We start from the raw sequence: 26,560 nt of genomic DNA on the forward strand, positions 1-26,560 counted from the left end.
TTACAACATCGTCGTGTTTACTTCCTCAAAACTGAATCACAAACTACTCCAGCGACCATCGTTGCGAGTCAAATATGATTCACAACCAAATCTTTCCTCATTTGTTCGCAATATTTAGCCAACGCATTCAAGCACATACACACAGCACTACCATGTGGCATTCTTCTTGCCTATAACTGGACATCAGGCAATTTGTCAGTCCAACGTCTGATTATCTGAGTCTCACAAGCAGCACCTTACAGTGAAAAATGGTAGCAGAATAGTCTGCCCTAAGATAAAAGATTTTTTGCAGGAGAATGTTTTGAGAAAAGAAATACAACAGGAACAGGGACTGAAGAAAACTATCAAGCCTATCCATGCCTGGGCCCTGGCGCTCGGATCAGTACTGGGTTGGGGTGCTTTCGTTCTTCCGGCGCTCAGGTTCCTTCCACAAGCTGGCCCGCTGGCAGCCTGTATTGGTTTTGCGCTGGGTGGAATCATGCTGTTTTCGGTTGCCATTTCACTGGGGAATATGGTGAGCAAATACAAGGTAACCGGCGGAGCTTTTGCCTTCTCTTTTGTAGGCTTTGGCCCAACAATTGCCTTTATTTGCGGTTGGGCGCTGGTGCTTGGCTATATCTGTATCATTACCCTGAATGCGACGGCTATATCGCTTCTCACCCGCTTTGTTCTGCCAGGCGTTTTTGAAATCGGCCACCTATACAGTATTGCTGGCTATAGCGTATATGCAGGCGAAATCGCAATGCTCTCAGGAGTGTTGCTGCTGGCAGGTGTGCTCAATTATCGCGGTGCAGACCTGGTGGGTCAGATCCAGGTATTTCTTGCCTTTGCGCTCTGCGGTTCCATACTGGTACTTTTCACAGGTTCAAGTCTTGCCGAGACCGCATCCATCTCCAACCTGTACCCGCTTTTTGCAGAAAACAAGAGCGCCCTTGCCAGTGTGTTAAGTATTGTGGCGATCGCCCCCTGGCTCTATATAGGTTTCGATACCATTCCCCAGGCGGCCGAAGAATTTGACTTCCCCCACGAGCGTGCAATCAAACTCATGCTCAGCGCCATTGGCTGCGGTATTGTTCTTTACTCAATGGTAACCCTGGCCGTTGCCTGCATTATGCCATACCCTGAACTGTTGGCAATGGATGTACCCTGGGCGACCGGAACTGTAGCCAAAATGGCTCTTGGCACATCTGGCAGCGTAATCCTTACCGTTGCGGTCCTCGCCGCTATCTGCACAGGTATCAACGGCTTCTTCATCGCTTCATCCCGTCTGATCTTCTCCATGGGGCGTGCCGGCATCCTGCCTGCCTGGTTTGCACAAATTCACCCTCAATATCAGACTCCACATAAAGCAATCGCCTTCGTTCTCAGCATTTCACTGATTGCACCATTCTTTGGCCGTGAAGTATTGAACTGGGTTGTTGATATGTCTGCTATCGGTACAGTGATCGCGTATATGCTTGCCTCAATGACTGCTTACAAGGTCATGCGCCACGCAGGAGACAAGAAAGGGGCAATCCATGGCATTCTCGGCAGTATCAGTTCACTGGTTTGCCTTCTGTTACTCACCGTTCCATTCTCACCTGCCGCCATTGGGATGCCTTCCTGGTATGCCCTGCTCGTATGGATAGCCCTTGGCGCCTGGTTTTACTATACCAAGATGGGTGCATTCAAAATGCTCAGTGTGCGCGAACAAAGTGTGCGGATTCTTGGTAGCGAACGCCACGTTTATTTCGAAAAAGATCTTAGAAATTAGAAGATAGATTACCTGCCTGGTTGGACAAAGTGTACTCTTGACAGAAACACCAGCAGTACCGGCAGGAACAAAAATAGGCAGTGATCAGATTTCTGATCGCTGCCTTTTTTATTTGAAAACCAACAATTTTTAAATTCGCCAATGTCTCTTCTAAATAGGTGCTTTCCCCCTATCCACTTCCTGACAATCCTGCCTGCATTGCTACAATAAAGCGGAAGCATGCTTTTTTTCAGCCACACATAAAAAAGTTCGTGGCACAATGCAGAGAATGAGATATCCCGATGAACAACTCATTTTTGCATCACCTCCTGCTATCTTTAAACCGCAGTCGAAGAACACAACCCGCGACCAAGAAGAGAATTTACTTCACGATATCTAATAATTAAAACCATCCATCGCATTACATCCACCAGCCATACCAGCCACAGGCTTCACGGATATGTCCAGCAACCGACGGTCCAATGCACTTTTGACTCGACTCTCCAGCTGCCCCCTCTTGAAACAATTCACTTTTGCATCAAGCCGGTGAGAACAAAACCGATTCTAACCGTTTTAACCTTTCATATCGAGCACTTAAGGTTTTTTTCTCATTGTGGCATCAGCATTGCAATCATAGAGCACAAAGATTCTCGGCGATGCTCCTTATGGACAGCACGCCGCTCAATAAATACTCAGTAGTCGAATTCTTAATAGTAGTACGAGGTGACAAACATGATCCACGAATTTAATTCCGTACCCAAGATACTCAAAGGAGCCGGCGCAATCGACAGGGCTGGCAAAGAAGTTCAACGCCTCGGTGGTGAGCGTGCAATCATTGTCACAGACCCGGGCCTCTCGGCCCTCGGCCTGCAGGCTTCTCTGGAGAAAGCACTTCTCGCTGCAGGAGTACCATTTGTGCTCTATGATCAGGCAGAGCTCGAGCCTAATGCCACCTCAATTCAAAACTGCGTCAATGTCATCAACGAGTTCAAAGCTGATGTACTCATCGGTTTTGGTGGCGGCAGCGCCCTTGATACAGCCAAAGCTGCCTCGGTGCTGGTAAGTCATGGTGGTCCAATTGATAACTACTTCGGGGTTGATATGGTGCCCGGCCCATGTATGCCAATTATCGCCGTACCAACCACCGCTGGTACCGGCAGTGAGATGACATCCATCTCTGTGCTGACCAACAACGAAACCGGCGCAAAACTTGGAATCGTCAGCGACCACATCTATGCAGCCTCAGTAATCCTTGATCCTGCACTTACCACTGGCCTCCCTCCCCATGTCACCGCCATGACAGGAGTCGACGCCTTTGTTCACGCCATGGAGTCTTTTGTCGGTCTGAGAGCAACACCGTTCACCGATGCCCTTAACCTCCAGGCCATGAAGATGATCGCCTTGAACATCCGTAAGGCGTACACCAATGGCAATAACCTTCAGGCTCGTGAGGCTATGCTGTACAGCTCTGCCCTGGCTGGCATGGGCTTTGGCAATACTCAGAATGGAATTATCCATGCCATTGGTACTTCAGTACCTGCCAGATACAAGCTGCCACACGGATTACTTATGGCTGCGGTGGCACCGATGGGGATTGATTACAACTTCATGGCCAATCCTGAAAAATACGCCATTGTTTTTGATATCCTCACCGGAGCAAACAACGATCACCTCACCACCGAAGAACGTGCCGCCTCCTGCGCCGACGCCTTCAGTGCAATGCTGGAAGATCTCGACATTAAAGAAGGTCTCTCACCTTACGGGGTTACCGTGGAAGATCTCCCCGGTATCGCAACCAGAGCTGCCGCAGCAAAGCGGCTCATGGATAACAATCCCCGCCAGGGTAATGAGAAACAGCTGCTTGCCATGCTGGAAAAGCAGTTTTAGCAGGTCGGAATAGTTTGGAATAGCAAACGTTCCGACGGATTACCTGCCTGAAAAGCTCAGGCAAACTTGTCCATTAAAATCAAAGAAGAACCCTGAGTGACCCGGCGGACCCAAACCTCAACCGCCGGGTCACTCAACCACTACTCAGCATGGAGAAGTATTATGACTAAAAGTGTGACCCCAAATATGACCAATACCCTGCAACAGGCTAAAGATAATTGCTGGTTCCATCTTACTCAGCACAAACCCTATGAAGAGAATGATCCTCTGGTAATTGTCAGAGGTGAAGGAATGCGCGTCTGGGATGCCAAAGGCAACCAGTACCTCGACGCTGTAGCGGGTGGTGTGTGGACAGTCAATGTTGGTTATGGCCGCGAGAGTATCGCCAACGCAGTGCGTGACCAGCTTATTGAGTTAAACTATTTTGCCGGCACAGCCGGTAGCGTGCCGGGGGCCGCTTTCGCCGAAAAGCTGCTTGAGAAAATGCCCGGAATGGGCCGAGTCTACTACTCCAACTCCGGGTCCGAGGCCAATGAGAAAGCGTACAAGATCATTCGCCAGCTCGCCCATCTGAAAGGCGACGGCTCCAAGCATAAAATCATCTTCCGTGATCGCGATTATCATGGCACCACAATCGGCGCTCTCTCTTCAACCGGCCAATTCGAGCGTAAAAATCAGTTCGGCCCGTTCGCTCCAGGCTTTGTCGAAATGCCCCATTGCTGCTGTTACCGCTGCCCGTTCGATAAAGAGTACGGAAGCTGCGACATCGACTGCGCGAGAGCACTGGAGACAGTAATAATCAATGAAGGCCCGGACACTGTCGGCGGCCTGGTACTCGAACCGGTAACCGCAGGCGGTGGAGTAATAGTTCCTGTTCCCGAGTACTTCCCTATCATCAGAGAAATCTGTGATCGTTATGGAGTGCTCTTACATATAGATGAAGTTGTCTGCGGCCTTGGTCGTACCGGTAAGTGGTTCGGCTACCAGAACTTCGACTTCAAACCGGACATGGTGACCATGGCCAAAGGTGTGGCCAGTGGCTATGCTGCGATCTCCTGCACCGTAACAACCGAAGAAGTTTTCGACGCCTTCAAGGCAGACCCCAGTGATCGCATGCACTACTTCCGCGACATTTCCACCTTCGGCGGTTGCACAGCCGGACCGGTTGCAGCACTTGAGAACGTCAGTATTATCGAGCGCGAGAACCTGCTGGATAATGTCATTGAGATGGGTGACTACTTCCAGGATCGTCTCTTCGAGCTCAAAGACAAATATGAGATAATCGGTGACGTGCGTGGCCTCGGTCTCTTCCAGGGGCTTGAACTGGTAGAAAACCGCGAAACCAGGAAACCGGTTGCCGAAAACGTGGCCGCAGGTATTGCCGGCCACTGCATGAGCCAGAGCAAGGTGATCATCGGCCGCACCAACCGATCTTTCAAAGAATACAACAACACCCTTGCCTTCAGCCCGGCGCTTATTTCCACCAGAAACGATATCGATGAGATCGTCAACGCGCTTGATGCAGCTTTTGCAGCCCAGGCCAAATAGGATCATCAAGGTTCACAATTATATAATTAACTTGGAGAAGTACAATGATTGTAGGTGTATTGAAAGAAATTAAGGATAAAGAAAATCGCGTTTGCATGACCCCTGCCGGTGTGGCAACCATGAAGGCGAATGGTCATGATGTTCTGGTAGAAGAGAATGCAGGTGTTGGCTCTGGCTTTGCTGACGAAACATACGTCGCAGCAGGTGCAACCATTGCCAGCGCCGACGAGATCTTTGTCAAAGCTGAGATGATCATGCATGTCAAAGAGCCTCAGGCCGGTGAGATTCCAAAGCTGAGAAAGGGGCAGGTCCTCTTCACCTACCTCCACCTTGCCGCAGACGAGCCACAAACCAGAGGTCTTATCGACTGTGGTGCCACCTGCATCGCCTACGAGACCATTCAGAAAAAAGATCGTTCCCTGCCGCTGCTCACCCCGATGTCTGAGGTTGCCGGCCGTATGGCGATTCAGCAGGGCGCCAAGGCACTCGAGAAGACCAATGGCGGTATCGGCAAACTGCTCGGCGGTGTGCCAGGTGTTGCCCCGGCCAAAGTCATGGTTATCGGCGGAGGTGTGGTTGGCGTGCAGGCAGCCAAGATGGCATGCGGTCTCGGCGCCCAGGTGTATCTGCTCGATATCAACCTCGACCGTCTCCGCTATCTTGATGACGTTATGCCTGCAAACTGCACCATGATGATGTCTTCTCCCGGAGCTATTCGTGAACTCCTGCCTGAGATGGACCTGGTAATCGGTGCGGTGCTTATTCCCGGTGCCAAGGCACCTGCGGTTATCAGCCGCGAAGACCTCAAATTGATGCGCCCAAATACTGCACTGGTGGACGTGGCAATCGATCAGGGTGGCTGCTTTGAGACCTCCAAAGCGACTACCCACTCCGAACCGACCTACGTGGTTGACGGTATTGTCCATTACTGTGTTGCCAATATTCCTGGTGCGGTACCGATGACCTCAACCATGGCCCTGACCAACGCCACCCTGCCGTATGCTGTGCAGATTGCCAACAAGGGCTGGAAAAAGGCCTGTCTGGAGAATGAAGAGATCAAGCTGGGCCTCAACGTCCATGAGGGCAAGTTGACCTATAAAGCTGTATGCGACGCCTTTGATCTGCCCTACACCCCGGTGGAGGAAGTGCTCGCCTAACCCGAGTATTTGCTGTTCTCCCAACCGGTCCCTGCCGCTGTTCACAGGGGCCGGTCAGCAAAACGAGCAAAAGGGCCGGAAGAAACAATCTTCCGGCCCTTTTGCTCGTTTTACACTTGTAAACATCTGGCTTGTCACACCTGGAGGCAAAACACTGGTCAACGCTACAGCGAGATCACCTCACTGTTGATATTATACCGCTGGGCTTTCCTGACGATGGTCGACTGGCTTGTTTGCAAAAGCTTCGCTGCCTTGTACGTGCTTTTGCCTTCAAGCAGAGCCTCCCGTATCATTCTCTCTTCCAGCTCTTCCACAGCCACTTTGAGGCTTTTCGGTTTAAATGCTTTCACCACTGATGCTGCCTCTTCGGGCATCAACCTCATGTGGTGGTCGGGCAATTCATCAACATCTATCAGGTTATTTTCGCTCATTGCCACCAGCAACTCTATACTTGCCCGCAGCTCCCGCACATTGCCAGGCCAACGATTATTCATCAGCAAATTGATCAGGCCTATGGACATAGTCTTGTACAAACCGTACTTTTCGTTTGCCTGTGCCAGAAAATGGTTAATAAGGCTGGGTATATCTTCTTTTCTCTCACGCAGGGGAGGGATGTTTACCACCAGCACTCGCAGCCGGAAAAATAGATCTTCCCGAAAAGTACCCTCCTCGACAAGCGAGGTCAGCTCTTTGTTGGTAGCCGCAATTATCCGTACATCAGGTATGAATTGTTTGACCCCGCCAAGACGTCGATAGCCGACTCCATCAAGCACGTGGAGCAGCTTCACCTGCATCTGCAGAGGTAGTTCCGCAATCTCATCGAGAAAAAGAGTGCCATTTTCGGCCAGCTCAAACATACCAGGCTTACCCTTCTCCGAGGCACCGGAGAAAGCCCCAGGCTCATAGCCAAACAGTTCCGCCTCCAGGAGATCAGCTGGGATGGCACCGCAGTTAATGGTGATGAACGGGTCATTCCTGCGATTGCTCAGATCGTGAATATTCGTGGCAGACATGGTTTTGCCTGTGCCCGTCTCGCCCAGCAGCAACACAGGTGCATCCACCTTGGCTGCCCGTTCTATGGTGCGCTCAAGATGAATAGCCGCAGAGCTCGTGCCACGATGATCATAATTCCTGCTTTCGATATTTTTCAGCTTTTCACGGTACAGCACCGCCTCCTGCTCTGCCCGAACCAGGCGGGACTTCAGAGACTCCATCTCACTGATATCGCGAATACAGGCAATCACCCGCCACACTTTCCCCTCAGCGTCAAAAACTGGCGTCGAAGTATTCAGGCAGCGTACCCCATCGGAATAATCGTCGAACATCGTCACAGGCTGGCGATTTTTCAATGCCTCCAGGGTAACACAGGTAGAAGTCAGCCCAAGGCTCACCGCTTCGGTGACATGCTTGCCAACAACCTCCTCCGCTTTTACCTGGGCAATGCGTTCCATCGCCTTATTCACTTTGATAGTCACGCCGTTGCCGTCAATTACCCAGACACCGTCATGCATATTATCGAAGATTATCTCCAATTCCTTGCCGGCAGCGACCGACTCCTCAAAGCTGCAGGCAACAGTGAGTTTATGTCCAAAAATGGCACGAATGTTGTTTTCCCTATCCAGCCAGTGCCATGAAAGAATAAAATCCCTGCCGTCCAGCGAGTACATTACTGCAAGCCCCTCTGTGGACTCCTGCAGAGGCTTTGATACACTTTGGGCATTGATCTCCTGTAGCTGCAGCAGAAGAGATGTGTTTACAGCAGAATGGTGTTCGCCGATGAAATAGCTGGCAAAACTCTCATTGCTGTTGATAATCCGCCAATCCTCACCACCGCAAACACAAACGGCCAACTCTTTCTGTATGGTCAGGGCATTCTCGGCCCAAATGGTTCGATCCATGATTCGTGCCTTCATTTCTACAGCATCATTCAATGCAGTTTTCCAAACAATCTTTTCGCCAGCTAGAATAGGTTAGGCATATTCACTTCCACCCGAGCAAACAGTATATACCGATCTCAAACAGCTAAACACTTCCTGGGCATTGGGTTGTGGCTGACTGCGGTGGTGTAAACCGGTCAGACACCCACAACCCTACGGTTCACTCAATTACAGAGTGATTACACTTCAGCAAATGGGAACTCCGGATCATCGAGCAGTTTAAAAATCCGCTGTTTCTTCCCGGTTTTCGCATCGTGAAAATCAACAAGCTTCTCAACAATATCAAGCATCTCGTTCTCATCGACTTTTCTGGCAACCCGCCTACCGGCCTCCGGTGCAACGCCGCCCTTGCCACCTGCATAGATATCAAAACCATTACGGGTGGTGATAATGCCGATATCAGTGTTTCTCGGATTAGAGCAGCAGGTGGGGCAACCAGATATAGCAACCTTGAACTTGGCCTTGACGTTTTCCCTTTCGCCAAAACGATCCATAATCAGCTTACTGATCTCCGAAGTATCACCTATCCCAAGGTTACAGTGTCCATTACCCACACAGACCCTTGGCAATGGGAATTTTCCTTTTTCCTTAAAAACCGCACCGAGTGCAGCCAACTCTGCCTTGATCTCATCGACCAACTCAATTGACACATTGTTAAGACGAAGATTTTGCGCAGTGGTGAGATACAATTCTAATGAATGCTTCTCAGCAAGTTCATTGGCAGCTTTCATAACAGCAAGCGGCAGACGGCCGGCAGGCACCATCACAATGATGCTTGAGGTCTTTCTTTCTTCCATCTCTTATTCCTTGTTTGCTTCAGAATGAACATAGGTGAATACAGCGATTGAGCACAACATTTTGATCACTGCAAAATGGCAGTGGCGGCAATATTACCACCCATGAGGAAAAGTGCCAGAAATAGTACTTTACGGTACTGAGCTTCTGCGAGAAACCCCGAAATCCATATGCCGATTTTAGAACCAATAAGCACCGCCGGAGTCGCCACAAAAAAGTTGGTGATAACGGTTGAATCGATCAAGCCGGTCATGAATTGCGCCCCGACTATAATCACCCCTGAAACGATAAATGCTGCACCTATAGTGCCTCTCACAGCTTTGGCCGGACAACCGCTATAGGCGATATACGCCACCATTGGCGGACCATTGACTCCAAAGGCCAACCCCATGGCTGCAGACAAAACCCCTGCCAGATATCCCCATGTATTTTTTACAACCCGTTCCCCGGCTTCGCCTGCTAAAAAGAGATTCCACAGGGCATAGCCTGCGACAAAACTCCCCAGGGCCACTTTCAACCAGGTTTCCGGCAGGTATTTCAGCACCACGACACTGAGCAAAGCTCCCGGTATCAGGCCAACACCTATCTCTTTCACATAGTCCCAGCGGATGTGTCTCCGGAAAATCCAGGCGACCTGGACATTTAAGGTCAGCACTGTCAACGTGCAGGCAGGAACAGCTATGGCCAGGTCGACCGAGCCGGCAACGAGCGGCATGGCAATCATCGCCGCTCCAAACCCGGCAAGACCATTACCAACCCCGGCGGCAAACCAGGCAAGGGCAAATATCAGGACTTCAGGCATCAGTTTTTCAGGGTCTCTTCGCGCATTTTTCTAAAAAGAGTGGTCCTGTTAATCCCAAGCGCGGCTGACGCCTTGGTGACAGAACCCAGCTGGTCGATGGTCTTCTGAATTACCTGACGTTCATATTCAAGAACAGCCTGCTTCAGGGTTTTCCCACTCATATCGAACAGCCCGGCCTGCATGGCTTCAGCTTCAGGAAAAGGGACGGAACCAGTACCAGATGCCTCCTCCGGTTGTATACGTTGCTGATAGTATGCGGCTTGCATACATGGCGCCAGATCATCCGGGTCTATCTCGTTACCCTGGCAGGTGACCACCAGACTCTGAGTAGCATTTTCCAACTCACGAATATTTCCAGGCCAGCGGTAGGCCATAAAAATTCGCATTGACTCCGGATGACAGGTTACTTCCTTTTTATATTTTCTATTGAACCGTTCCAGAAAATGGTAAATAAGGCCGGGGATCATCTCCGGATTTTCTCTCAAGGGGGGGATATCGACCACAGCTACCCGAAGACGATAGTAGAGGTCGATACGGAAATTGCCTTTTTCCACTTCTGCCTCAAGGTTCCTGTTGGTAGCTGCGATGATACGTACATCAACTTTTTTCGGGGTCGAGGAGCCGACCCGCACCACCTCCTGGTCCTGCAGGACGCGCAGCAGCTTGGCCTGCATGGGCATGGGCAACTCGCCGATCTCGTCAAGAAAAATGGTGCCCTTATGGGCCATCTCGAAATGACCCATCTTGCCCTGGCGGTTTGCACCGGTAAATGCGCCCGGTGCGTAACCAAACAGCTCAGATTCTATCAGGGTCTCAGAAATGGAGCCACAGTCAACCTTGAGAAACACCTGATCCTTTCGCAAGCTACTCTCATGAGCCATACGGGCAAACCAGTCTTTACCTACACCGGTCTCCCCCAGCAGCAAAATGATGGCATCAGTAGTTGCAACGCGCTTAACCAGATCAGCGATTTCATCCCGCTGATTTGAAGAGTACGGGCTCTCACCGTCCTTATTGGATGTGGTTATACTCTCGATATGCTCATGGTAGATCGAAAGCAACTTCTTCTGCTCTTTGATCTGCTCACGCATCTGCCCCATCAGCGTGACATCGCGAACCGTGGTGACAACCAAAGCTATTTCTTTGTACTCGTTGAAAACTGGTGTGCCGCGCAGAACCACACGTTTGCCGTTTCCAAGCACCTGGAGCTCGGTCACCGGTTCACGTTTCTCAATTACCTGTGGGTTGACAATGGCGTTGAAGGTACCTTCATCAAGCAGATCGCGGACGTTTTTGCCCACAAGTTCCACTGCTTTCAAGCCAGTAAGCCGTTCATAGCTTGAATTGACATGTAAGGTCATGCCCTCTTTATCGGTCACATAGAGGCCATCATCGAGCGTCCCCAGGACACCCTCCATATGGTCAGACAGTTTCTGATGATATTCGTACATAATTCCGGCAAATTACTTATAAGCACATCTCGTTTATTAAGCCACAAACTGAAGACCGGGAAGCCTCACCGGTTCAACCACAATGTAGCAGTTAGCAACCGGTATAACCTAGCATCTTTTTACAGTTCAAGAAACAGTCAATTCCTTCAAAGCACGTAACAACAGACGTATAACTTCATATCCCCTGAGAGAAAGGGACAATTTTGCAACTAAAAAAAATGTGGCAATGCCAAAAGATCAGCACAGCCACATGGTTGAATCATATATTTTCTCGTTATCGGTCCAAACCGGGAGAGTTCCTGTTCTACGCTCTGAATCAAAGCCTATCAGCTTGCTGAATGCACTTACTTCACCTCAGCACCGGCATCAATTGCCGCTTGTCTCAATCGCAGATATTTTTCGTTTTCCAGTGCGACCTCGCCCATCGGATACTCGAGCCCTATATTGGTGTATTTCTGGGTACCGAGGCGATGATACGGGAGCAGCTCAAATTCCACATTCAGCTCTTTGATAAACGCCGCAATTGCCTCAATCTCCCGGGTAGTGTCATTGAAACCCGGAATTACAGGAGTACGAACACGTATTGGCAGTTTAGGATACATCTCTCGCACTGCCTTGATATTTTTCAGTATTATTGCATTATCGACATCGGTAAATTCTTTATGGAGTTCACTATCCACACATTTAATGTCATACATCAAAAAGTTTATAAATTTGCATGCTTCAAGAAGAACCTCTTCACCAACATAACCACAGGTCTCCACCGCAGTTTTGATGTAACGGCGTTTTGCCTCCTGCAGCAGGGCAAGAGCAAAAGCTTTCTGGGCCAGTGGTTCACCGCCGCCCAGGGTCAGACCACCGCCGGAACGTGCATAAAAAGAGGCGTCTTTTTCAACCTGATCAATGACATTTTTGGCTGTCATCTGCTCACCATAAACAATCAGCGCACCAGCCGGGCATACATCTGCACAGGCCAGGCAGTTCGTACAGGAACCCCACTCCACGGTGACTTTATCATCATCTCCGCGACTCAATGCACCTACTGTACAGACCTCGGCACAACGAACACATTCACTGATTGAGATACACTTATTCCGGTTATAGGCAAGCTGTGGCTTATGTGCCTGTGATTCGGGGTTACTGCACCAGCGGCATGAGAGCGGACAACCTTTTAAAAAGACGACTGTACGGATACCCGGCCCGTCATGTACCGAGTACTTCTGAATATTAAAAATGCAGCCGCTTGTATTCTGAATTTCTTTATAGTTCATGATCGCTCTCGACTCTTCTCCCCACCAGGCAGAGGTGGTCACCGCATAAATTCACGGCTATTACTTTGAAAAGAAATAAGTAAATTTCTGTAACGTATACCTGCAACCGGTAAGCAATCCTCCTTATAACGAGGGATTGCTTACCGGTTCTCCGACTCAGGCTGAACATTCTCCTGCCGGCCCTGACATCCTGGACAGGGATTGAGTTAAACGGGCCGGCAATAAAGTCCGTTCAAACTGAGGTCGGTTAAACAGTCTCGTGCTCGGTACGAGCAATGAGATCGTTCTGCAGATCCGGGGAGAGATCTACGAAGTAGGCAGAGTAGCCTGCGATACGAACGATCAGACTCTTATATTTCTCAGGGTCCTTCTGGGCTGCGATAAGAGTAGACTTGTTGATAACGTTGAACTGAACGTGCCACAACTTGAGATCGCAGAAGGTTCTGATGAAGGAAATCATCTTGTCGGTTCCCTCCTCACCCTCCAGACACTTCGGAGTGAACTTGATGTTCAGCATGCGTGCTGCACGATCACGGTGTCCATAGTTCTTGGAATTGTAGTTCGAAAGAAGAACGGAAGTCGGACCGGTTTTATCTGCTCCATGGGAGGCGGAAGATCCGTCAGAAAGCGGAGTCCAGGCGTAACGACCGTTTGGAGTCGCACCAACCACCTTACCGAAAGGTACATGGGAGGTAAACGGTACGTAACGGATATCGTTATGCATGCCAAGCTCTTTGGAGTACTTCTGGCCGTAGAGCACGTTCATCTCATCAATCTTGCAACCGATTTCGTCCGCATACGGATCATCATTACCGTAGCATGGAGCGGTCATCAGGAGCTGGCGGACATCTTCCTTGCCCTCAAAGTTGCACTCACACGCCTCGATAACCTCAGCCATGGTGATTTTCTTCTCTTCGAAGACCAGCTTTTTAATTGCAGCCAGGGAGTCAACCAGGGTTCCGAGACCCATATGCTCGAAGTAACCGAGGTTAATGCCCTCAGGGATCTGCGGGGTGTGCAGGTCGAGGCAATGCTTCATACAGAGATCATGCATGGAGCTGCCAAGAGGATGCGCAAAGTGCTTGGCGCGCAGATTATTGATCACATACTGCTGATAAAAAGCGGTTTTCAGGAACAGCTCGTGGTGCTTGACGTATGCCTGCCAGAACTCTTCCCAGGTTTCAAACTGGGTAGGATCGCCGGTCTCAAGACCAAGCATTTCCTCGCCATGCTTCTGCATACGGCCGTTCTTCAGGGTCATCTCAAGGGCTGCTACAAAGTTGATGTAGGCACCACCGGAGGTGTAGGTGTCACGATTCGGCATACGCGCTTCGGTACAACCGGAAACCGCGTAATCATACGCTTCCTGGAAGGTTGCTCCCTTGGACACGTAGAGTGGTACCACTTCCTCGTCGTTGATCAGCTTCGGAAAGCCGGAACCGTCCTTGATGGTCTCGGCAACGTCAGCCAGATAACGCTCTGGTGAGCGGGAGTGGATACGTGCAGCGAGATCCGGGTAGTGCAGCGGGAACTCACGCTTGGACTTCAGGAACAGATAGGTGAGTTCGTTGGTTGCGTCACGGCCATCCGGGGTCTGGCCACCGATGGTAACCGCCTCCCAGTGGGCATATCCTTCATTAAACGCACCACCAGTCGGCGATACGTAGAGGTCGATGAACTGCGCCATGCCAACCCAGAGACACTCAAGGAGTTCAAGAGCCTGATCGTCATCGAGGATTCCAGCCTCAATATCTGCCTGGTAGAATGGGTAGAAGTACTGATCCATACGACCGTTGGAAACGATGGTGCCGGTCTTCTGCTCGATACGGGAAAACATCTGGGTGAACCACTGGGACTGCACAGCCTCGTGGAAGGTGCGTGCTGGATGCTCAGGCACACGCTCACAGATGTCGGCCATCTTGAACAGCTCCATCTTACGGGTCATGTCGGTCTCTTTCTCTGCCAGCTCACGGGCGAGAACAGCGTGGCGACGTGCCCAGGTAATGATGGCATCACAGACAATAACGATTGACTCAAGGAACGGCTTTTTCTCTACATTATCAATCGGTGAGAGTGGATCAAGCGCCTCCATCTTGTCCAGTGCTTCCTGCTTGATACCACCAAAACCTCTCTTGAGTATCTTCTCGTAGTCATGTACCCACTGGATGGATGAGCGGAAAGAAGAAGTCTCGTTGACGATAAAGCGGGAAGCGAGCCCTTCAGGGTCGTCGTAGCTCAGCTTGTGGACTTCCGGCGGAAGTGCGGCATTCAGCGCCTCGTGGTAGGTCTTACCCTTCCAGTATGGTGCGATCTCCTCAACAACAATTTTTGCGTCTTCTTCAGAGATTGAAAACGGAGACTCGGTACGGCTCGGCAGATCCTGTACAGCAACATCGAGGAAGTCGCCATCAAGCTCAGGGTAGAGCAGGCCGTAACGACCCTTTACGCCACCACGCCCGCAGATCAGGTTATCTTCATCAATATATACGGTGATGTTTTCTGCAACATGCTTCATCGCCTTGGCCCAGCGCAGGCAGAGCATCTGACCTTCGGTTTCCTGCATGGACTGGGTGAAGTAGCGGGCACGTTCTATATCGATTACCGGGCGCACACCGTCGAAGGTGTCGAGAATTTTGAAAACCCTGGCGTGGGATGCGCGGTAGATATCTTCTTTTCCTTCTATCTTATCCAAGAGTCTCTGCTCATGAGGGGAACAGCATTGCATAGCAATCTCCTTGCGATTTTTTTTTGGGTAGATCTTTACATGATCATGGAAGGGATCGGAAAAAGGGGTAACGAACCTTCCATGACCTGATTGGTATCACATCTTATTTGACAAACAGTAACGGTACAGACGGGAAGTATGTGATTAACAACAGTACTGCAATCATTATGCCAACCATCGGCAAAATGGCCTTGGCCAAATGTTGAATTTTTGCCTGGGCAACCCCGGAGGCCACGAAAAGGTTCACACCAACAGGCGGAGTAATGAAACCTACAGCGAGGTTAACCACCATCATGATGCCGAAGTGGACTGGATCAACTCCGACTTTGATAACAATCGGCAGCAGAATCGGAGTGAGAATAACAATCGCTGCCAGGGCCTCCATGAAGGTACCGACAATAAGCAGCAACACGTTAATCATGAGTAGAATCATGATCTTGTTCTCAGTCAGCGAAAGCATGGCAGCGGCAATAGTGGCAGGAACCTGCTCGATGGTCATGATGTTGCCGAAAATGGTTGCCATGGCCATGAGGATAATAACGAGAGCTGAGGTGGAGCAGGCCTCAACGAAGGCCGGAGCCAGGTTTTTCAGGTTCAGCTCACGATAAACAAAGATTCCTACGACAAGACCATAAAAAGCGGCCAGGGCGGCTGCTTCTGTGGGGGTCATAATGCCGCCATAGATACCACCCAGAATAATGACCGGTACCATGAGGGCCCACTTGGCATCCCAGAAGGCCTTGACGAAGGTGCCAATGCTGCGCTCCTTCTCAACTCCTTTCCAACCGCGCTTCTTGGAGTACCAGTAGGTATAAAACATCAGGGCAAAACCGGTCAGCACGCCTGGCACAATACCGCCCATAAAGAGCTTGCCGATGGAAACCTGGGCTGAAACACCGTAGACAACAAATGGGTTACTCGGTGGAATCATAACGCCGATGGCGCCGGCCGCGGCAACGATACATGCTGCGAAGTATTTATCATACCCTCGCTGCACCATCGCAGGGATGGTCAGAGAGCCAATCGCGGCAACAGTTGCGGGGCCGGAACCTGAAATGGCCGCAAAAAACATACTGGTGGCAATTGCGGCAAGCGCAATACCGCCTGGTAGAGAGCCGAGTACTTCGTCAGCAAGATTGAGCAACCTTTTAGAAAGACCGCCGGCACCCATGAACACACCCGCTGCGATAAAGAACGGGATCGCCATAATAGGGAAAGAATCAATGGAGGTAAAAGCGATCTGGGCAACATATTCAATAGGCAGGGTGCCTGCATTGATGATTGTCGCGGTGGCAGCGAGACCAAGGCTTACTGCGATGGGAACCCCGATTACCAGAAAGAGCAAAAAATATCCAAAAAGGATAGTCAGCACAGACGCACTTTCACTAAAATAGGCAGGAAGAGCAATAACAACAGCAAGGGCCACACCGATCAGTGAATCAACAATACCGCACTCACGTACCTGCTTATAGAGGTCCTGAAACAAGCGAAGACCCATCAGGCCGAAACCAAAAGGCAGAATCAGATACGGAATGAGATACGACATTCCTGTGCCGGGCGCGACCTGGGGGAATTCCCTCAACATATATATATTCTGAAGCCCCATGTAGAAAACAACAGCCACCAGGGCGAAAAAGCACAAATCAACAACGATCCAGCTAATACCCTGGAATCGCTTAGGCAATCTATCAAAAACTATATCAACACGGATATTCTGTCGGGTCTTAATGGCCAGCGGAATTGCCAGATAGGAAATCCAGATAAAAATAAATCGCGCCAGTTCTTCGGTCCAGATAGCGCCCGCCGCATTGGTAGAAAAATGGGCACCGATATAGCGATAAAAAGTCTGAAAGGTGATTATGAGAATGATTGCAAGCATACCGCTAATCAGAAACGGTTTCTCGAAATTCTCATCAAGCCAGTTCAGAGCGGCGGTCAGCTTGTTTGGATGTTCTTTAACAGCCTCTCCGGCAGTTATATGAGCGTTCATGGCTTCTCCTCAATTCTACATTTTCGACGCAAAATCCCGGCAGATGCCTAAAACAATGCACCTGCCGGGATTAGGGAAATACTCTTTTCTTTACTTCTGAGTAGCCTGAACAAGCTCCATCAGCTCAGCAGGAATCTGTGGGGTAAACTCGTCCCATACTGCTCTGGTTGCCTCTACAAACTCTGCACGCTCTTCGTCGCTCAGATTATGAACGGAAATGCCCTGATCGGCAAAGGCCTGGGTGGCCTTTTTTTCGAGGTCGGCAGTGATGGAACGCTGATAATCGAGTGCATCCTTACCAGACTGCACCAGAACTTCCTGAATATCTGCCGGCAGAGAATCAAACTTCCTCTTATTCATCAGCAAGATATGCATAGAGTAATTATGCTCAGAATTAATCGCATATTTCAGAACTTCAGTATGCTTCGCGTCATTAAGAAGAGAGAAGGTGTTGCCCTCGCCCTCGACAGTGCCCTGCTGAAGTGCAGTGTACACCTCACCCCAGGCAATAGGGGTTGGGTTCATACCGAGCTTTGCTGCAACAGCCACCTCAACAGGGGAAGCTGTGGTACGAACCTTCATATTACTGAAATCACTAAGACTTTTTATTTCTCTGTTGGCTGAAACAAAATTACGGTAACCGTACTCGCTGTACATGATTGGCTTCAGATTGATGCCTTCAAGCTCCTTGTCGAGGAAGTCGCCGAGAGGACCATTATCCAACGCATCGTAAAGGTTTTGTTGATATTTCGGGCTAGTGACATATGGCAAATCAAATACCATGAAAGCCTTTGAAAAATTCGCCATATTGGGAGAGGAACTGGATGCAAGGTCGAGAGTACCCCGCTGAGCAGATTCCATGGTTACGCGGTCGCTACCAAGCATCGCGTTGCCAAAAAGCTGCACACGAACTTTCCCTTCAGTACGCTCCTCAACGAGTTCCTTAAACTTCTCATATCCCATGGTTACGTTGTTGCCAGGTGCCATTGGGTGACCAAGTCGCAGGGTGATTTTTTTGGCATAGGCGCTTGCACTCATGCCAAATACCATTCCTGCTGCCAAAAGGGTTGCCACAACCTGTTTTTTGCTGAAAAAGCTCATAATTTCTCCATATAAAATCAATTGTTTTGTAAACGGACTAAAACCGCACCAAATCACACTGATACTTCCAAACCTCACAGGCCATTTCGCAAAAGCCATGCCAGTTGACAAAACTTATCTCAGCGCGAATGTGCTGAAAACGTATCGCATTGAATATACATGGTGAAGAAAACCTCTATTATGCGCGTCATTACGTTTGATTAGGCCGTCGACACCCCAGGACCGTTCTTGAATCGTTCAAGCATGGAAAAGAAACTGATTGAGAATCACTATCACAAACCATGCCAGGTAATGGGAATTACTCCCAACTACTCAACGCTCTAGCTGTCTATCTGCACAAGCACTGTTGCATTCACGCAACATCCAGCATCATTCCCAATGAGTTGAGCCAGATAGACGCCTTCTACCATGTTGCAATTCGGCATCATGATGCTTTTCCGCAACATCCAAACCCTGTTGCTACATCTTCAAGCAGCCACTATTTCTTATACTAATACAGTCCCCTGCCTTCCTGCACAGCTGCGAAACCTGTAACCACTACAAACTACAGCCCTGCAACTTTCAGGCGATCCTGGCTCAGCATCTCTAGTCGCGCCTGCCAAGCCAAACCTCTCTCACACCACCTCGGGCAGAGCAACAAGATCCATAACATCTGCCACAAAACTCCCAAAACAATAAAACAACCTGGAATACCCCCATAACTATTTGGCGCTGCGTTACAAACCCAGACATGTTGCATTTTCAGGACAGTCGTTGCACTGTCGCAACACCAGTTGCCTACAAGCCACAAAATCCCCTGCAGCACAGTACGTTCAAGCGAATCACCCGAACAACAACACCCGCAGCATCGCTGCACATACGCAACCATGTTTCACCCATGCAACCCGCAGTGTTTTTCCCTGTTGTTCTTGTTGCCGGAAGTTTTCACTCCAGCCAGCAAAACCTTTCCTCTCGTCAGCAAAAATCAAACTCGATAATCTCACATTAACAGGCTGTTAGTATCATCACGAAAGCAACACCTGTGGAACAGCAACAAATTAAGGCACACATCTTGCTCAAGTACCGGTGACAAACAGTACAACGTCCACGGGACATAACGAATAAGGAGTAGACCGATGAAGATTATAGATTTTCGCTTCCGGCCCAATACCCCGGAGGTTATTGAAGGTATAAAGAACAGCACAATGTTCGCAGGACTCTGCAAGGCAATCAATTTTGATGATCGTCCAATCCAGAGCCTTGAAGAGATTGTTACCGAGCTTGATGATAGAAATGTAGAAGTAGCTGTAATAACTGGTCGTGACTGCGAGAAGACCTACGGCATCCCCGCTAACAACGGCAGCGTTCTTGAGTTTTGCGCAGCGTATCCTGAAAAATTTATCGGTTTTTACGGTCTTGACCCCCACAAGGGAATGGATGCAGTGCGCGAATTGACCAAGGCTGTGACGGAACTTGGCATGAAAGGTGCGGCTGTAGACCCCTACCTCGCGAAACTCTACCCTAACGATGCCAAGTATTACCCCATTTACGCCAAGTGCTGTGAGCTGGAAATCCCTGTCATCTTCACCACCGGCCCTGCCACACTGGTAGAAGGCGCGGTTATGGATCACGTAGCCCCGCGCTATATTGATTTTGTAGCCCGCGACTTCCCGGAGTTGAAGATCGTCATCAGTCACGGTGGCTACCCATGGGTGAATGAAGCGATATTTGTTACCCAGAGAAATGCCAATGTCTTTCTTGAAGTATCGGAGTTTGAGCTCTCCCCGCAGGCTGACGCATATATTCAAGCAGCAAATACTGTCATTCAGGACCAGTTTATCTTTGCAAGTGCCCACCCTTTTGTGGAGCAGAAGCATGCCCTGGAAATATATGAGTCATTACCTTTCGATGAAAAGGTTCGGGAAAAGGTTATGTATTCCAATGCCAAGAGGCTGCTCGGCCTCTAGGCCGACGCATCTGTGAAAATTGCGGGACGTCGTTGCAGAAAAAACAATCCAACACTTAGGCACTGCTGGTCCAATTGTTTTACTGATCGACGTTCCAGGATTTGGTTCCAAAGATTTGCCCGCAATTTTCACCTCTGATAGCTTCATAACGACCTGTGCAGCAGAGCAGCCAAGTGTGCGCTCTCCTATTTTCGCTGGAAGATGCGTCAATCGAGTACTCTGCAGCTCTATGGAACACATTCAACCAGTGTCTATGTGACCCCATTGATTTACCCAATAAACATGGTACTATAGGAGGATAAACACCATACATGTAACCAGGGGAGATTTGCATATGGCACATCATGTCGACCTTTCCGCGTACAACAAGCTCACCGAACGGTTAAACCGTTTTCCACAAGGCGCCCCTCCGTCGAAGTATCTGGAGCGGATACTGAAGATCCTGCTCAGTGATGAGGAGGCGAGAAAAGTTTCTCTGCTTCCAATCAAGCCCTTCACACCACGCCAGGCTGCAACTATTTGGGGACTCAGCGAAACCGAAGCGTTCAAACTCCTGAATGAACTCGCCTCCAGAGCCATTCTGGTTGACATTCACAGCGACAACGAAGTCCGGTATGTGCTCCCGCCACCCATGGCAGGTTTTTTCGAGTTTTCCCTGATGCGCATTCGCGACGACCTGGATCAGAAACTGCTTGCTGAACTTTTCTACCAATACCTCAATGTTGAGGAAGAATTTATCAAAGCACTCTTCACTGAAGGAGAGACTCAGCTCGGCAGGGTTTTCGTGCAGGAGGCCGCTCTGAAAAACAGCGCTGCCCTGCATGTACTTGACTACGAGCGAGCCACGGAAGTCATCGACACCAGCGAGCAGATCGGCATCAGCCTCTGTTACTGCCGACATAAGATGAAACACGTCGGCAAAAATTGTGATGCCCCCATGGACATCTGCATGACCTTTAACAGTTCAGCCGGCTCGCTTATCCGCCATGGCCACGCCCGGCCAGTGGACAAGGTTGAGGGACGTGAGTTGCTGGCAAAAGCCTGGGAACACAACCTGATCCAATTTGGCGAGAATGTCCGCCAGAGAGTCAACTTTATCTGTAATTGCTGCGGTTGCTGCTGCGAGGCGATGCTGGCAGCCAAGCGGTTTGCATCTCTTCATCCCGTCCATACCACCAACTTCCTACCGGTTGTTGCCCATCACAATTGTACCGGTTGCGGCAAGTGTGTAGACGCCTGTCCTGTTGAAGCGATGTCACTGGTCTCCGCCAATGATCCCCATAAACCGAAACGTAAACAAGCCAAACTGGACAGGGAACTCTGCCTGGGTTGCGGTGTGTGCGTACGCAGCTGCCCTGAACAGGTGATTGAGCTTACGTCACGCCCCGAACGGGTTATCACTCCTCTGAATTCTGCCCACCGAACGGTGGTGATGGCTATCGAGCGAGGCATGTTGCAGGAACTGATCTTCGACAACAGGTTGCTGTTCAGTCACCGCGCCCTGGCAATTCTTTTGGGAGCGATCTTTAAACTGCCTCCCGTCAAACAACTCCTTGCCAGCAAGCAGGTCAAATCGCGCTATCTGGAGGCACTAATAGCAAAAAGATAATCAGCCCACTTCAACCAGATACTTCCAGTATCTCTTCGGCATAAGCTGTCGTTGAAGTTTATGATTCTCCCGGGCGGGGTTGCTAATAGCCGCGTGAAAAGAATTCCACAGCTGTTGATAGTGAAGCTCCTGCTCAGCCATCTCTTCGGGTGGCACCTCCCCGTTTTCCGCCACAAAGCTGGTGAAGTCGTCAGCGACAGAGACCGGTTGCAGGGTATTGCAGTCCCAGAACAGTGCCAGATCCCGTGCTATGTCGTGGAGTATCCAGCGCCGGTTCGCAAGGCGTTTGATAAAATGATTCGCGCAGTAACTGATAACATTGTGATCCGGCTCTATCGGTGCGTATTGCAGCCCGTCTTTGAGTATGCGAAAGCGAATCAAACCATTGAGGCGATGCGCCTCAAAACTCACCTTTTTGTCCAGCCCTTTTAAATTACGTATCGGCTCTGAGGCAAAGTAGTCCGCAGCACTTTTCCCCAGCCGCAAACACTCACGTACCAGACCGTGGATATAATTGGCCGATTCCTTGTCTTCACTGAGGTATCCGTTGAAGGCCAGCCGTGCCGGCATACGTCCCAACGAGTTCAGGTAGCTGAACAGGCGCTGTGCCTGTTCCCTTTCAGTCTTGATTTGCCGGATTCCTGCAACCAGTGTGGGCATATAGTGATGCTCAGCGTAAACGCCGGCGACAGGTGCTTGTGACTTTACGGCATAGGCAACGGCTGTAAGCAAGCCATCGAACGAGCCATCATAGAGAAACGTGTCGGGAGCAGTATTCATCAATTTTTAAAGAGTCTCAATTGCCTGCTGTTCTGCAGCACCTTCTTGCTGGCAGGGGTTTCCGCTTTGTACATAGCCGCAGCCAACTGGCCGTGTGACATGGTCCTGTCTCCCAGGAACCTGCCATTGATTGAGATAAAATGTTTCGCACGTTTCATCACCAGACCAATCTTTTTTAAATCCTCCTCCCGGATGGGCGCAACCCTTCTTGTGGCGACAATCCTTTGGGCCGAGATCATTCCAAGACCCGGAACCCGCAACAACTCCTCGTAACTTGCACGGTTTATATCGAGGGGGAACAGGTCATAATTTCGTAGCGCCCAACCAGCTTTTGGGTCGAGGCGCATATCGAGATTGGGTGAAGTCTCCGAGAGTATCTCACTGGCGTGAAAACGATAGAACCTGAGCAACCAATCCGCCTGATACAGCCGGTGCTCGCGTATCAGTGGCGGCAAAGAGGCAACCGCCGGCAGAATCGGTGCTTCGTTCACCGCGATATATGCTGAAAAATAGACTCTCTTTAAGCTCATCCGCCGATAGAGATGCTCGGTCAAGTTGAGGATCTGATAATCGCTCTCCTTCGAGGCACCGACAATCATCTGGGTAGCCTGCCCGCCCGGGCAATAGGTGGGAGCCTTACCGCTCTTCTTTTTCTCCTGGCGATAGCCTGCATATTCCTCACCGATCTGGCTCATGGGGGCAAGAATCGCTTTGCGCGTTTTCTGGGGAGCAAGGAGTTTGAGTGAACTTTCCGAGGGCAGTTCGATATTGACCGAAAGCCTGTCCACCAGAAATCCCGCCTGCCGCACCAGCTCCTGGTCTGCACCCGGGATAACCTTAAGATGAATATAGCCGTTGAATTTGTGTCTGGTTCTGAGCAAGCGACAAACAGCAACCAGATCCGCCATGGTCCTATTCACCGAACCGTACACCGCGGAGCTCAAAAAAAGCCCCTCTATATAGTTGCGCAGGTAAAAGTTAATGGTGAGATCAGCGAGTTCTTCCGGAGTAAACGTTGCCCTGGGCAAAGTATTCGATCTGCGGCTGAGACAATAACTGCAATCGAACAGACAATCATTGCTCATTAATACTTTTAATAAAGAAATACACCGTCCGTCAGCCGACCAGCTATGACATATCCCGCTTTGCGCAGCATTGCCAATGCCATCCAGCGTGTTACTGCGACTGCTGCCACTCGAAGCGCAGGAGGCATCGTATTTTGCAGCATCAGCCAGAATTGTCAGTTTTTCAGATAGCTTCACTAATTACCATCCGTTCGCAGATCGGCGATTTTGTGGTTGAGGGGTTATTTTTAAGGTTATCCTCCGATGGATATACCACTATATCAAAAGAGGGGTATCATCAAGTGATACCCCTCAATATAAATCGCCATAAAAGTTGAACGACCGATACACCCTACTCCTTACAGAGTGAGCAGTGGCCCGTTAACAGCCATACACTTTCTTGGCTTCAAGCCTGCGTCTGTGCAAAATCGGTTCGGTATAGCCATTCGGCTGCCTCTGACCGTCAAAAACCAGATCGCAGGCCGCCTGAAAGGCGACGCTTTTGTCAAAATCTGCAGCCATGGGCCGATAGGCTGGGTCTCCTTCATTCTGACGATCCACCACAGCCGCCATTTTCTTGAGCGACTCCATCACCTGCTTTGCACTGCAGACACCATGGAGAATCCAGTTGGCGAGATACTGGCTAGAAATACGAAGGGTTGCGCGATCTTCCATAAGGCCGACATCCGTGATGTCCAGCACCTTGGAACAACCAATGCCCTGCTCAACCCAGCGGACAACATAGCCGAGGATAGACTGTGCATTATTATCCAGCTCGTTTTGTATTTCTTCTTCACTCAACTCATCTTTCAAGAGCGGGATGGTCAAAAGATTTTCAAGACTTGCACGTGGACCAGTTTGTGCCAGTTCACGCTGCACCGCAAACACATCCACATAATGATAATGCATGGCGTGCAGGGTAGCTGCTGTGGGAGAAGGTACCCAGGCACAGTTGGCGCCTGAGTTCGGGTGACCGATTTTCGTCTCCACCATCTCCGCCATCATATCCGGCTTGGCCCACATTCCCTTACCGATCTGGGCCTTGCCGGAAAACCCGACCTCTAGACCGACATCAACATTCTGGTCCTCATAGTCTTTAATCCAGGCCTCATTCTTCATGGCCTCTTTTTTCACCATGGGGCCGGCCTGCATTGAGGTGTGGATCTCATCACCGGTCCGGTCGAGAAAGCCGGTATTGATGAAGATGATGCGTTCACGAACCTGACGGATGCACTCCTTGAGATTGACCGTGGTGCGGCGCTCCTCGTCCATGATGCCGATCTTCAGAGTGTTTTCCGGCAGACCAAGTGCCTGCTCAGTTCGGGTGAAAATCTCAGCCGCAAAGGCAACCTCCTCAGGCCCGTGCATCTTCGGCTTCACGATATAGACACTGCCAGCCGGACTGTTGGCGTATTTCACGTTCCCGCGCAACTGATGCAGACCGACATAGGCGGTAACCATGGTGTCAAGCATCCCTTCCGGAATCTCTTCACCCTTCAAGAGTACCGCCGGCGTAGTCATCAGGTGGCCAACATTTCTCACCAACATCACGCTTCTGCCGGAAATGGAAAATGACGAGCCATCGATTGCGGTATACCATCTATCAGGATTCAGGGTGCGTTCAACAACCTTGTCACCCTTATTAAAGGAGGTGGTGAGGTCTCCCCTGTTCAGGCCGAGCCAGTTGCTGTAGGTAAGGGCCTTGTCTTCTCCGTCAACCGCCGCAACCGAATCTTCGCAATCGCAAATCGTGGTGAGTGCGGACTCCAAAACGATATCCTTCACTCCGGCCGGATGATCTTTGCCGACCAGATGCTGACGGTCAATCTGAATTTCGAGATGCAAACCATTGTTCACCAGCAACATGGACAGCCCACCATCTTTGCTGTAACCCTTAAACTTCGCAGGATCTGCAAGTCCCTTCATTGAGCCATCTGCCATTTTGGCGACAAATTGCGCCACATCCTCTTTAGCTTCAGTATCAACGGTATACTCAACGACTTCACGGTGACTCGCTCCGGCCAACGGCACAGCCCTATCCAGAAAGTCGGAACCATATGCCATTACCTTTTTACCGCGAACCGGGTTGTAGCCTTTACCCTTTTCAGCACCATCACTCTCAGCCAATACATCGGTGCCATACAGTGCATCATAGAGGCTGCCCCAACGACCATTGACTGCATTCAGACCATAGCGGGCGTTGGTAACCGGTACCACCAGCTGCGGTGCGGCGATGGTGGCAATCTCCGGGTCCACATTTTCAGTGGATATGGTGAAATCATCTCCCGTATCGACGATGTAACCGATCTCCCGCAGAAACCCCTCATACGCCGCACTGTCGAATATCTCTCCCCTGGAATCCCGGTGATAATTGTCAATCATCAGCTGGAGCTCATCTCGCCTGCCAAGAAGCATTCGATTTTTCGGCATGAGTTCTGCGACCAGCTTTTCAAGCTCAGCCCAGAACTTTTCCGGCTCTACACCAGTTCCTGGCGCAATTCTCTCACCAACCACATCGTAAAGTTGCCGATCAACTTCAAGATTCCCAACCTGTACGCGAACACCACTGGATACAGCCATTACACAAACCTCCAATCGGGGAACTCCCCAGATACTTTATTGCATTATGCCATTGCCTCGGTTCAACAACCCACCAGCCCCTGAAAGATGACAGTTCCGGGTATTGGTTGGGCCAGTTTTGACACACTCTGCCCAAAAGTGCAAGTCAACCAATCAGCAACCCGACAAAACCTGCCGGAAGCAAA

General features: G+C 50.2%; 17 protein-coding genes. 6 read left to right on the plus strand and 11 right to left on the minus strand.

What is annotated here, in order from left to right; genetic code table 11:
• The first annotated feature begins 301 nt into the window (after positions 1 to 301).
• The 4 genes from FCL45_RS02760 (at position 302) to ald (ending at position 6,324) form a co-directional block, all read left to right on the plus strand.
• Entirely contained in the window at positions 302 to 1,753 is a 1,452-nt protein-coding gene (locus FCL45_RS02760; RefSeq protein ID WP_136796159.1) for an APC family permease, read from the plus strand.
• Between the two features lie 711 nt (positions 1,754 to 2,464).
• Positions 2,465 to 3,619, plus strand: a complete 1,155-nt coding sequence (locus tag FCL45_RS02765) for an iron-containing alcohol dehydrogenase (protein ID WP_136796158.1) — start codon at positions 2,465 to 2,467, stop codon at positions 3,617 to 3,619.
• A gap of 162 nt (positions 3,620 to 3,781) precedes the next feature.
• A complete protein-coding gene (locus tag FCL45_RS02770) occupies positions 3,782 to 5,167 on the plus strand; it encodes an aminotransferase family protein (RefSeq protein WP_136796157.1) in 1,386 nt (461 codons plus the stop codon).
• A 44-nt stretch (positions 5,168 to 5,211) separates the two neighbouring features.
• Positions 5,212 to 6,324 carry an alanine dehydrogenase gene (gene ald / locus FCL45_RS02775; RefSeq protein WP_136796156.1) on the plus strand — a complete coding sequence of 371 codons (1,113 nt, stop codon included), beginning with the start codon at positions 5,212 to 5,214 and terminating at the stop codon, positions 6,322 to 6,324.
• A gap of 164 nt (positions 6,325 to 6,488) precedes the next feature.
• Here ald and FCL45_RS02780 read toward each other — a convergent pair whose 3' ends face one another.
• The 8 genes from FCL45_RS02780 to FCL45_RS02815 all read right to left on the minus strand — a co-directional run bounded on the left by FCL45_RS02780 (position 6,489) and on the right by FCL45_RS02815 (position 18,396).
• Positions 6,489 to 8,222, minus strand: a complete 1,734-nt coding sequence (locus FCL45_RS02780; protein WP_136796155.1) for a sigma-54 interaction domain-containing protein — start codon at positions 8,220 to 8,222, stop codon at positions 6,489 to 6,491.
• A 218-nt stretch (positions 8,223 to 8,440) separates the two neighbouring features.
• Positions 8,441 to 9,058 carry an NAD(P)/FAD-dependent oxidoreductase gene (locus FCL45_RS02785; RefSeq protein ID WP_136796154.1) on the minus strand — a complete coding sequence of 206 codons (618 nt, stop codon included), beginning with the start codon at positions 9,056 to 9,058 and terminating at the stop codon, positions 8,441 to 8,443.
• A 65-nt stretch (positions 9,059 to 9,123) separates the two neighbouring features.
• Positions 9,124 to 9,858, minus strand: coding sequence for a sulfite exporter TauE/SafE family protein (locus FCL45_RS02790; RefSeq protein WP_136796153.1), 735 nt, complete (start codon positions 9,856 to 9,858; stop codon positions 9,124 to 9,126).
• On the minus strand, positions 9,858 to 11,309 hold the full coding sequence (locus FCL45_RS02795; RefSeq protein ID WP_136796152.1) for a sigma-54 interaction domain-containing protein: 1,452 nt from the start codon (positions 11,307 to 11,309) through the stop codon (positions 9,858 to 9,860). The genes FCL45_RS02790 and FCL45_RS02795 overlap by 1 nt, the downstream gene beginning before the upstream one ends.
• Before the next feature lie 344 nt (positions 11,310 to 11,653).
• Entirely contained in the window at positions 11,654 to 12,580 is a 927-nt protein-coding gene (gene hpsH / locus FCL45_RS02800; RefSeq protein WP_136796151.1) for a (2S)-3-sulfopropanediol dehydratase activating enzyme, read from the minus strand.
• 247 nt (positions 12,581 to 12,827) lie between these two features.
• Positions 12,828 to 15,305 (minus strand): (2S)-3-sulfopropanediol dehydratase, encoded by a 2,478-nt coding sequence (gene hpsG, locus FCL45_RS02805; RefSeq protein ID WP_136796150.1) that lies wholly within the window; start codon positions 15,303 to 15,305, stop codon positions 12,828 to 12,830.
• Between the two features lie 103 nt (positions 15,306 to 15,408).
• Positions 15,409 to 17,295: a TRAP transporter large permease gene (locus FCL45_RS02810; protein WP_167495681.1), complete on the minus strand. Its 1,887-nt coding sequence runs from the start codon at positions 17,293 to 17,295 to the stop codon at positions 15,409 to 15,411.
• Positions 17,296 to 17,385: 90 nt separating this feature from the next.
• Positions 17,386 to 18,396 carry a TRAP transporter substrate-binding protein gene (locus FCL45_RS02815; protein WP_136796149.1) on the minus strand — a complete coding sequence of 337 codons (1,011 nt, stop codon included), beginning with the start codon at positions 18,394 to 18,396 and terminating at the stop codon, positions 17,386 to 17,388.
• 1,115 nt (positions 18,397 to 19,511) lie between these two features.
• Between FCL45_RS02815 and FCL45_RS02820 the strand changes: the two genes are divergently transcribed.
• Together FCL45_RS02820 and FCL45_RS02825 are read left to right on the plus strand one after the other, a co-directional pair.
• On the plus strand, positions 19,512 to 20,342 hold the full coding sequence (locus FCL45_RS02820; RefSeq protein ID WP_136796148.1) for an amidohydrolase family protein: 831 nt from the start codon (positions 19,512 to 19,514) through the stop codon (positions 20,340 to 20,342).
• A gap of 334 nt (positions 20,343 to 20,676) precedes the next feature.
• Positions 20,677 to 21,951, plus strand: coding sequence for a 4Fe-4S dicluster domain-containing protein (locus FCL45_RS02825; RefSeq protein WP_136796147.1), 1,275 nt, complete (start codon positions 20,677 to 20,679; stop codon positions 21,949 to 21,951).
• Here the strand turns inward: FCL45_RS02825 and FCL45_RS02830 are convergent, their stop codons facing one another.
• The 3 genes from FCL45_RS02830 to FCL45_RS02840 all read right to left on the minus strand — a co-directional run bounded on the left by FCL45_RS02830 (position 21,952) and on the right by FCL45_RS02840 (position 26,375).
• Positions 21,952 to 22,731: a TIGR03915 family putative DNA repair protein gene (locus FCL45_RS02830; protein ID WP_136796146.1), complete on the minus strand. Its 780-nt coding sequence runs from the start codon at positions 22,729 to 22,731 to the stop codon at positions 21,952 to 21,954.
• Positions 22,731 to 23,993, minus strand: coding sequence for a putative DNA modification/repair radical SAM protein (locus tag FCL45_RS02835; RefSeq protein ID WP_136796145.1), 1,263 nt, complete (start codon positions 23,991 to 23,993; stop codon positions 22,731 to 22,733). Before FCL45_RS02835 ends, FCL45_RS02830 begins: the two co-directional genes overlap by 1 nt.
• Before the next feature lie 183 nt (positions 23,994 to 24,176).
• On the minus strand, positions 24,177 to 26,375 hold the full coding sequence (locus FCL45_RS02840) for a malate synthase G (protein WP_136796144.1): 2,199 nt from the start codon (positions 26,373 to 26,375) through the stop codon (positions 24,177 to 24,179).
• Positions 26,376 to 26,560: the final 185 nt, after the last annotated feature.

Source organism: Desulfosediminicola ganghwensis (genome assembly GCF_005116675.2).
GTDB lineage: Bacteria > Desulfobacterota > Desulfobulbia > Desulfobulbales > Desulfocapsaceae > Desulfopila > Desulfopila ganghwensis.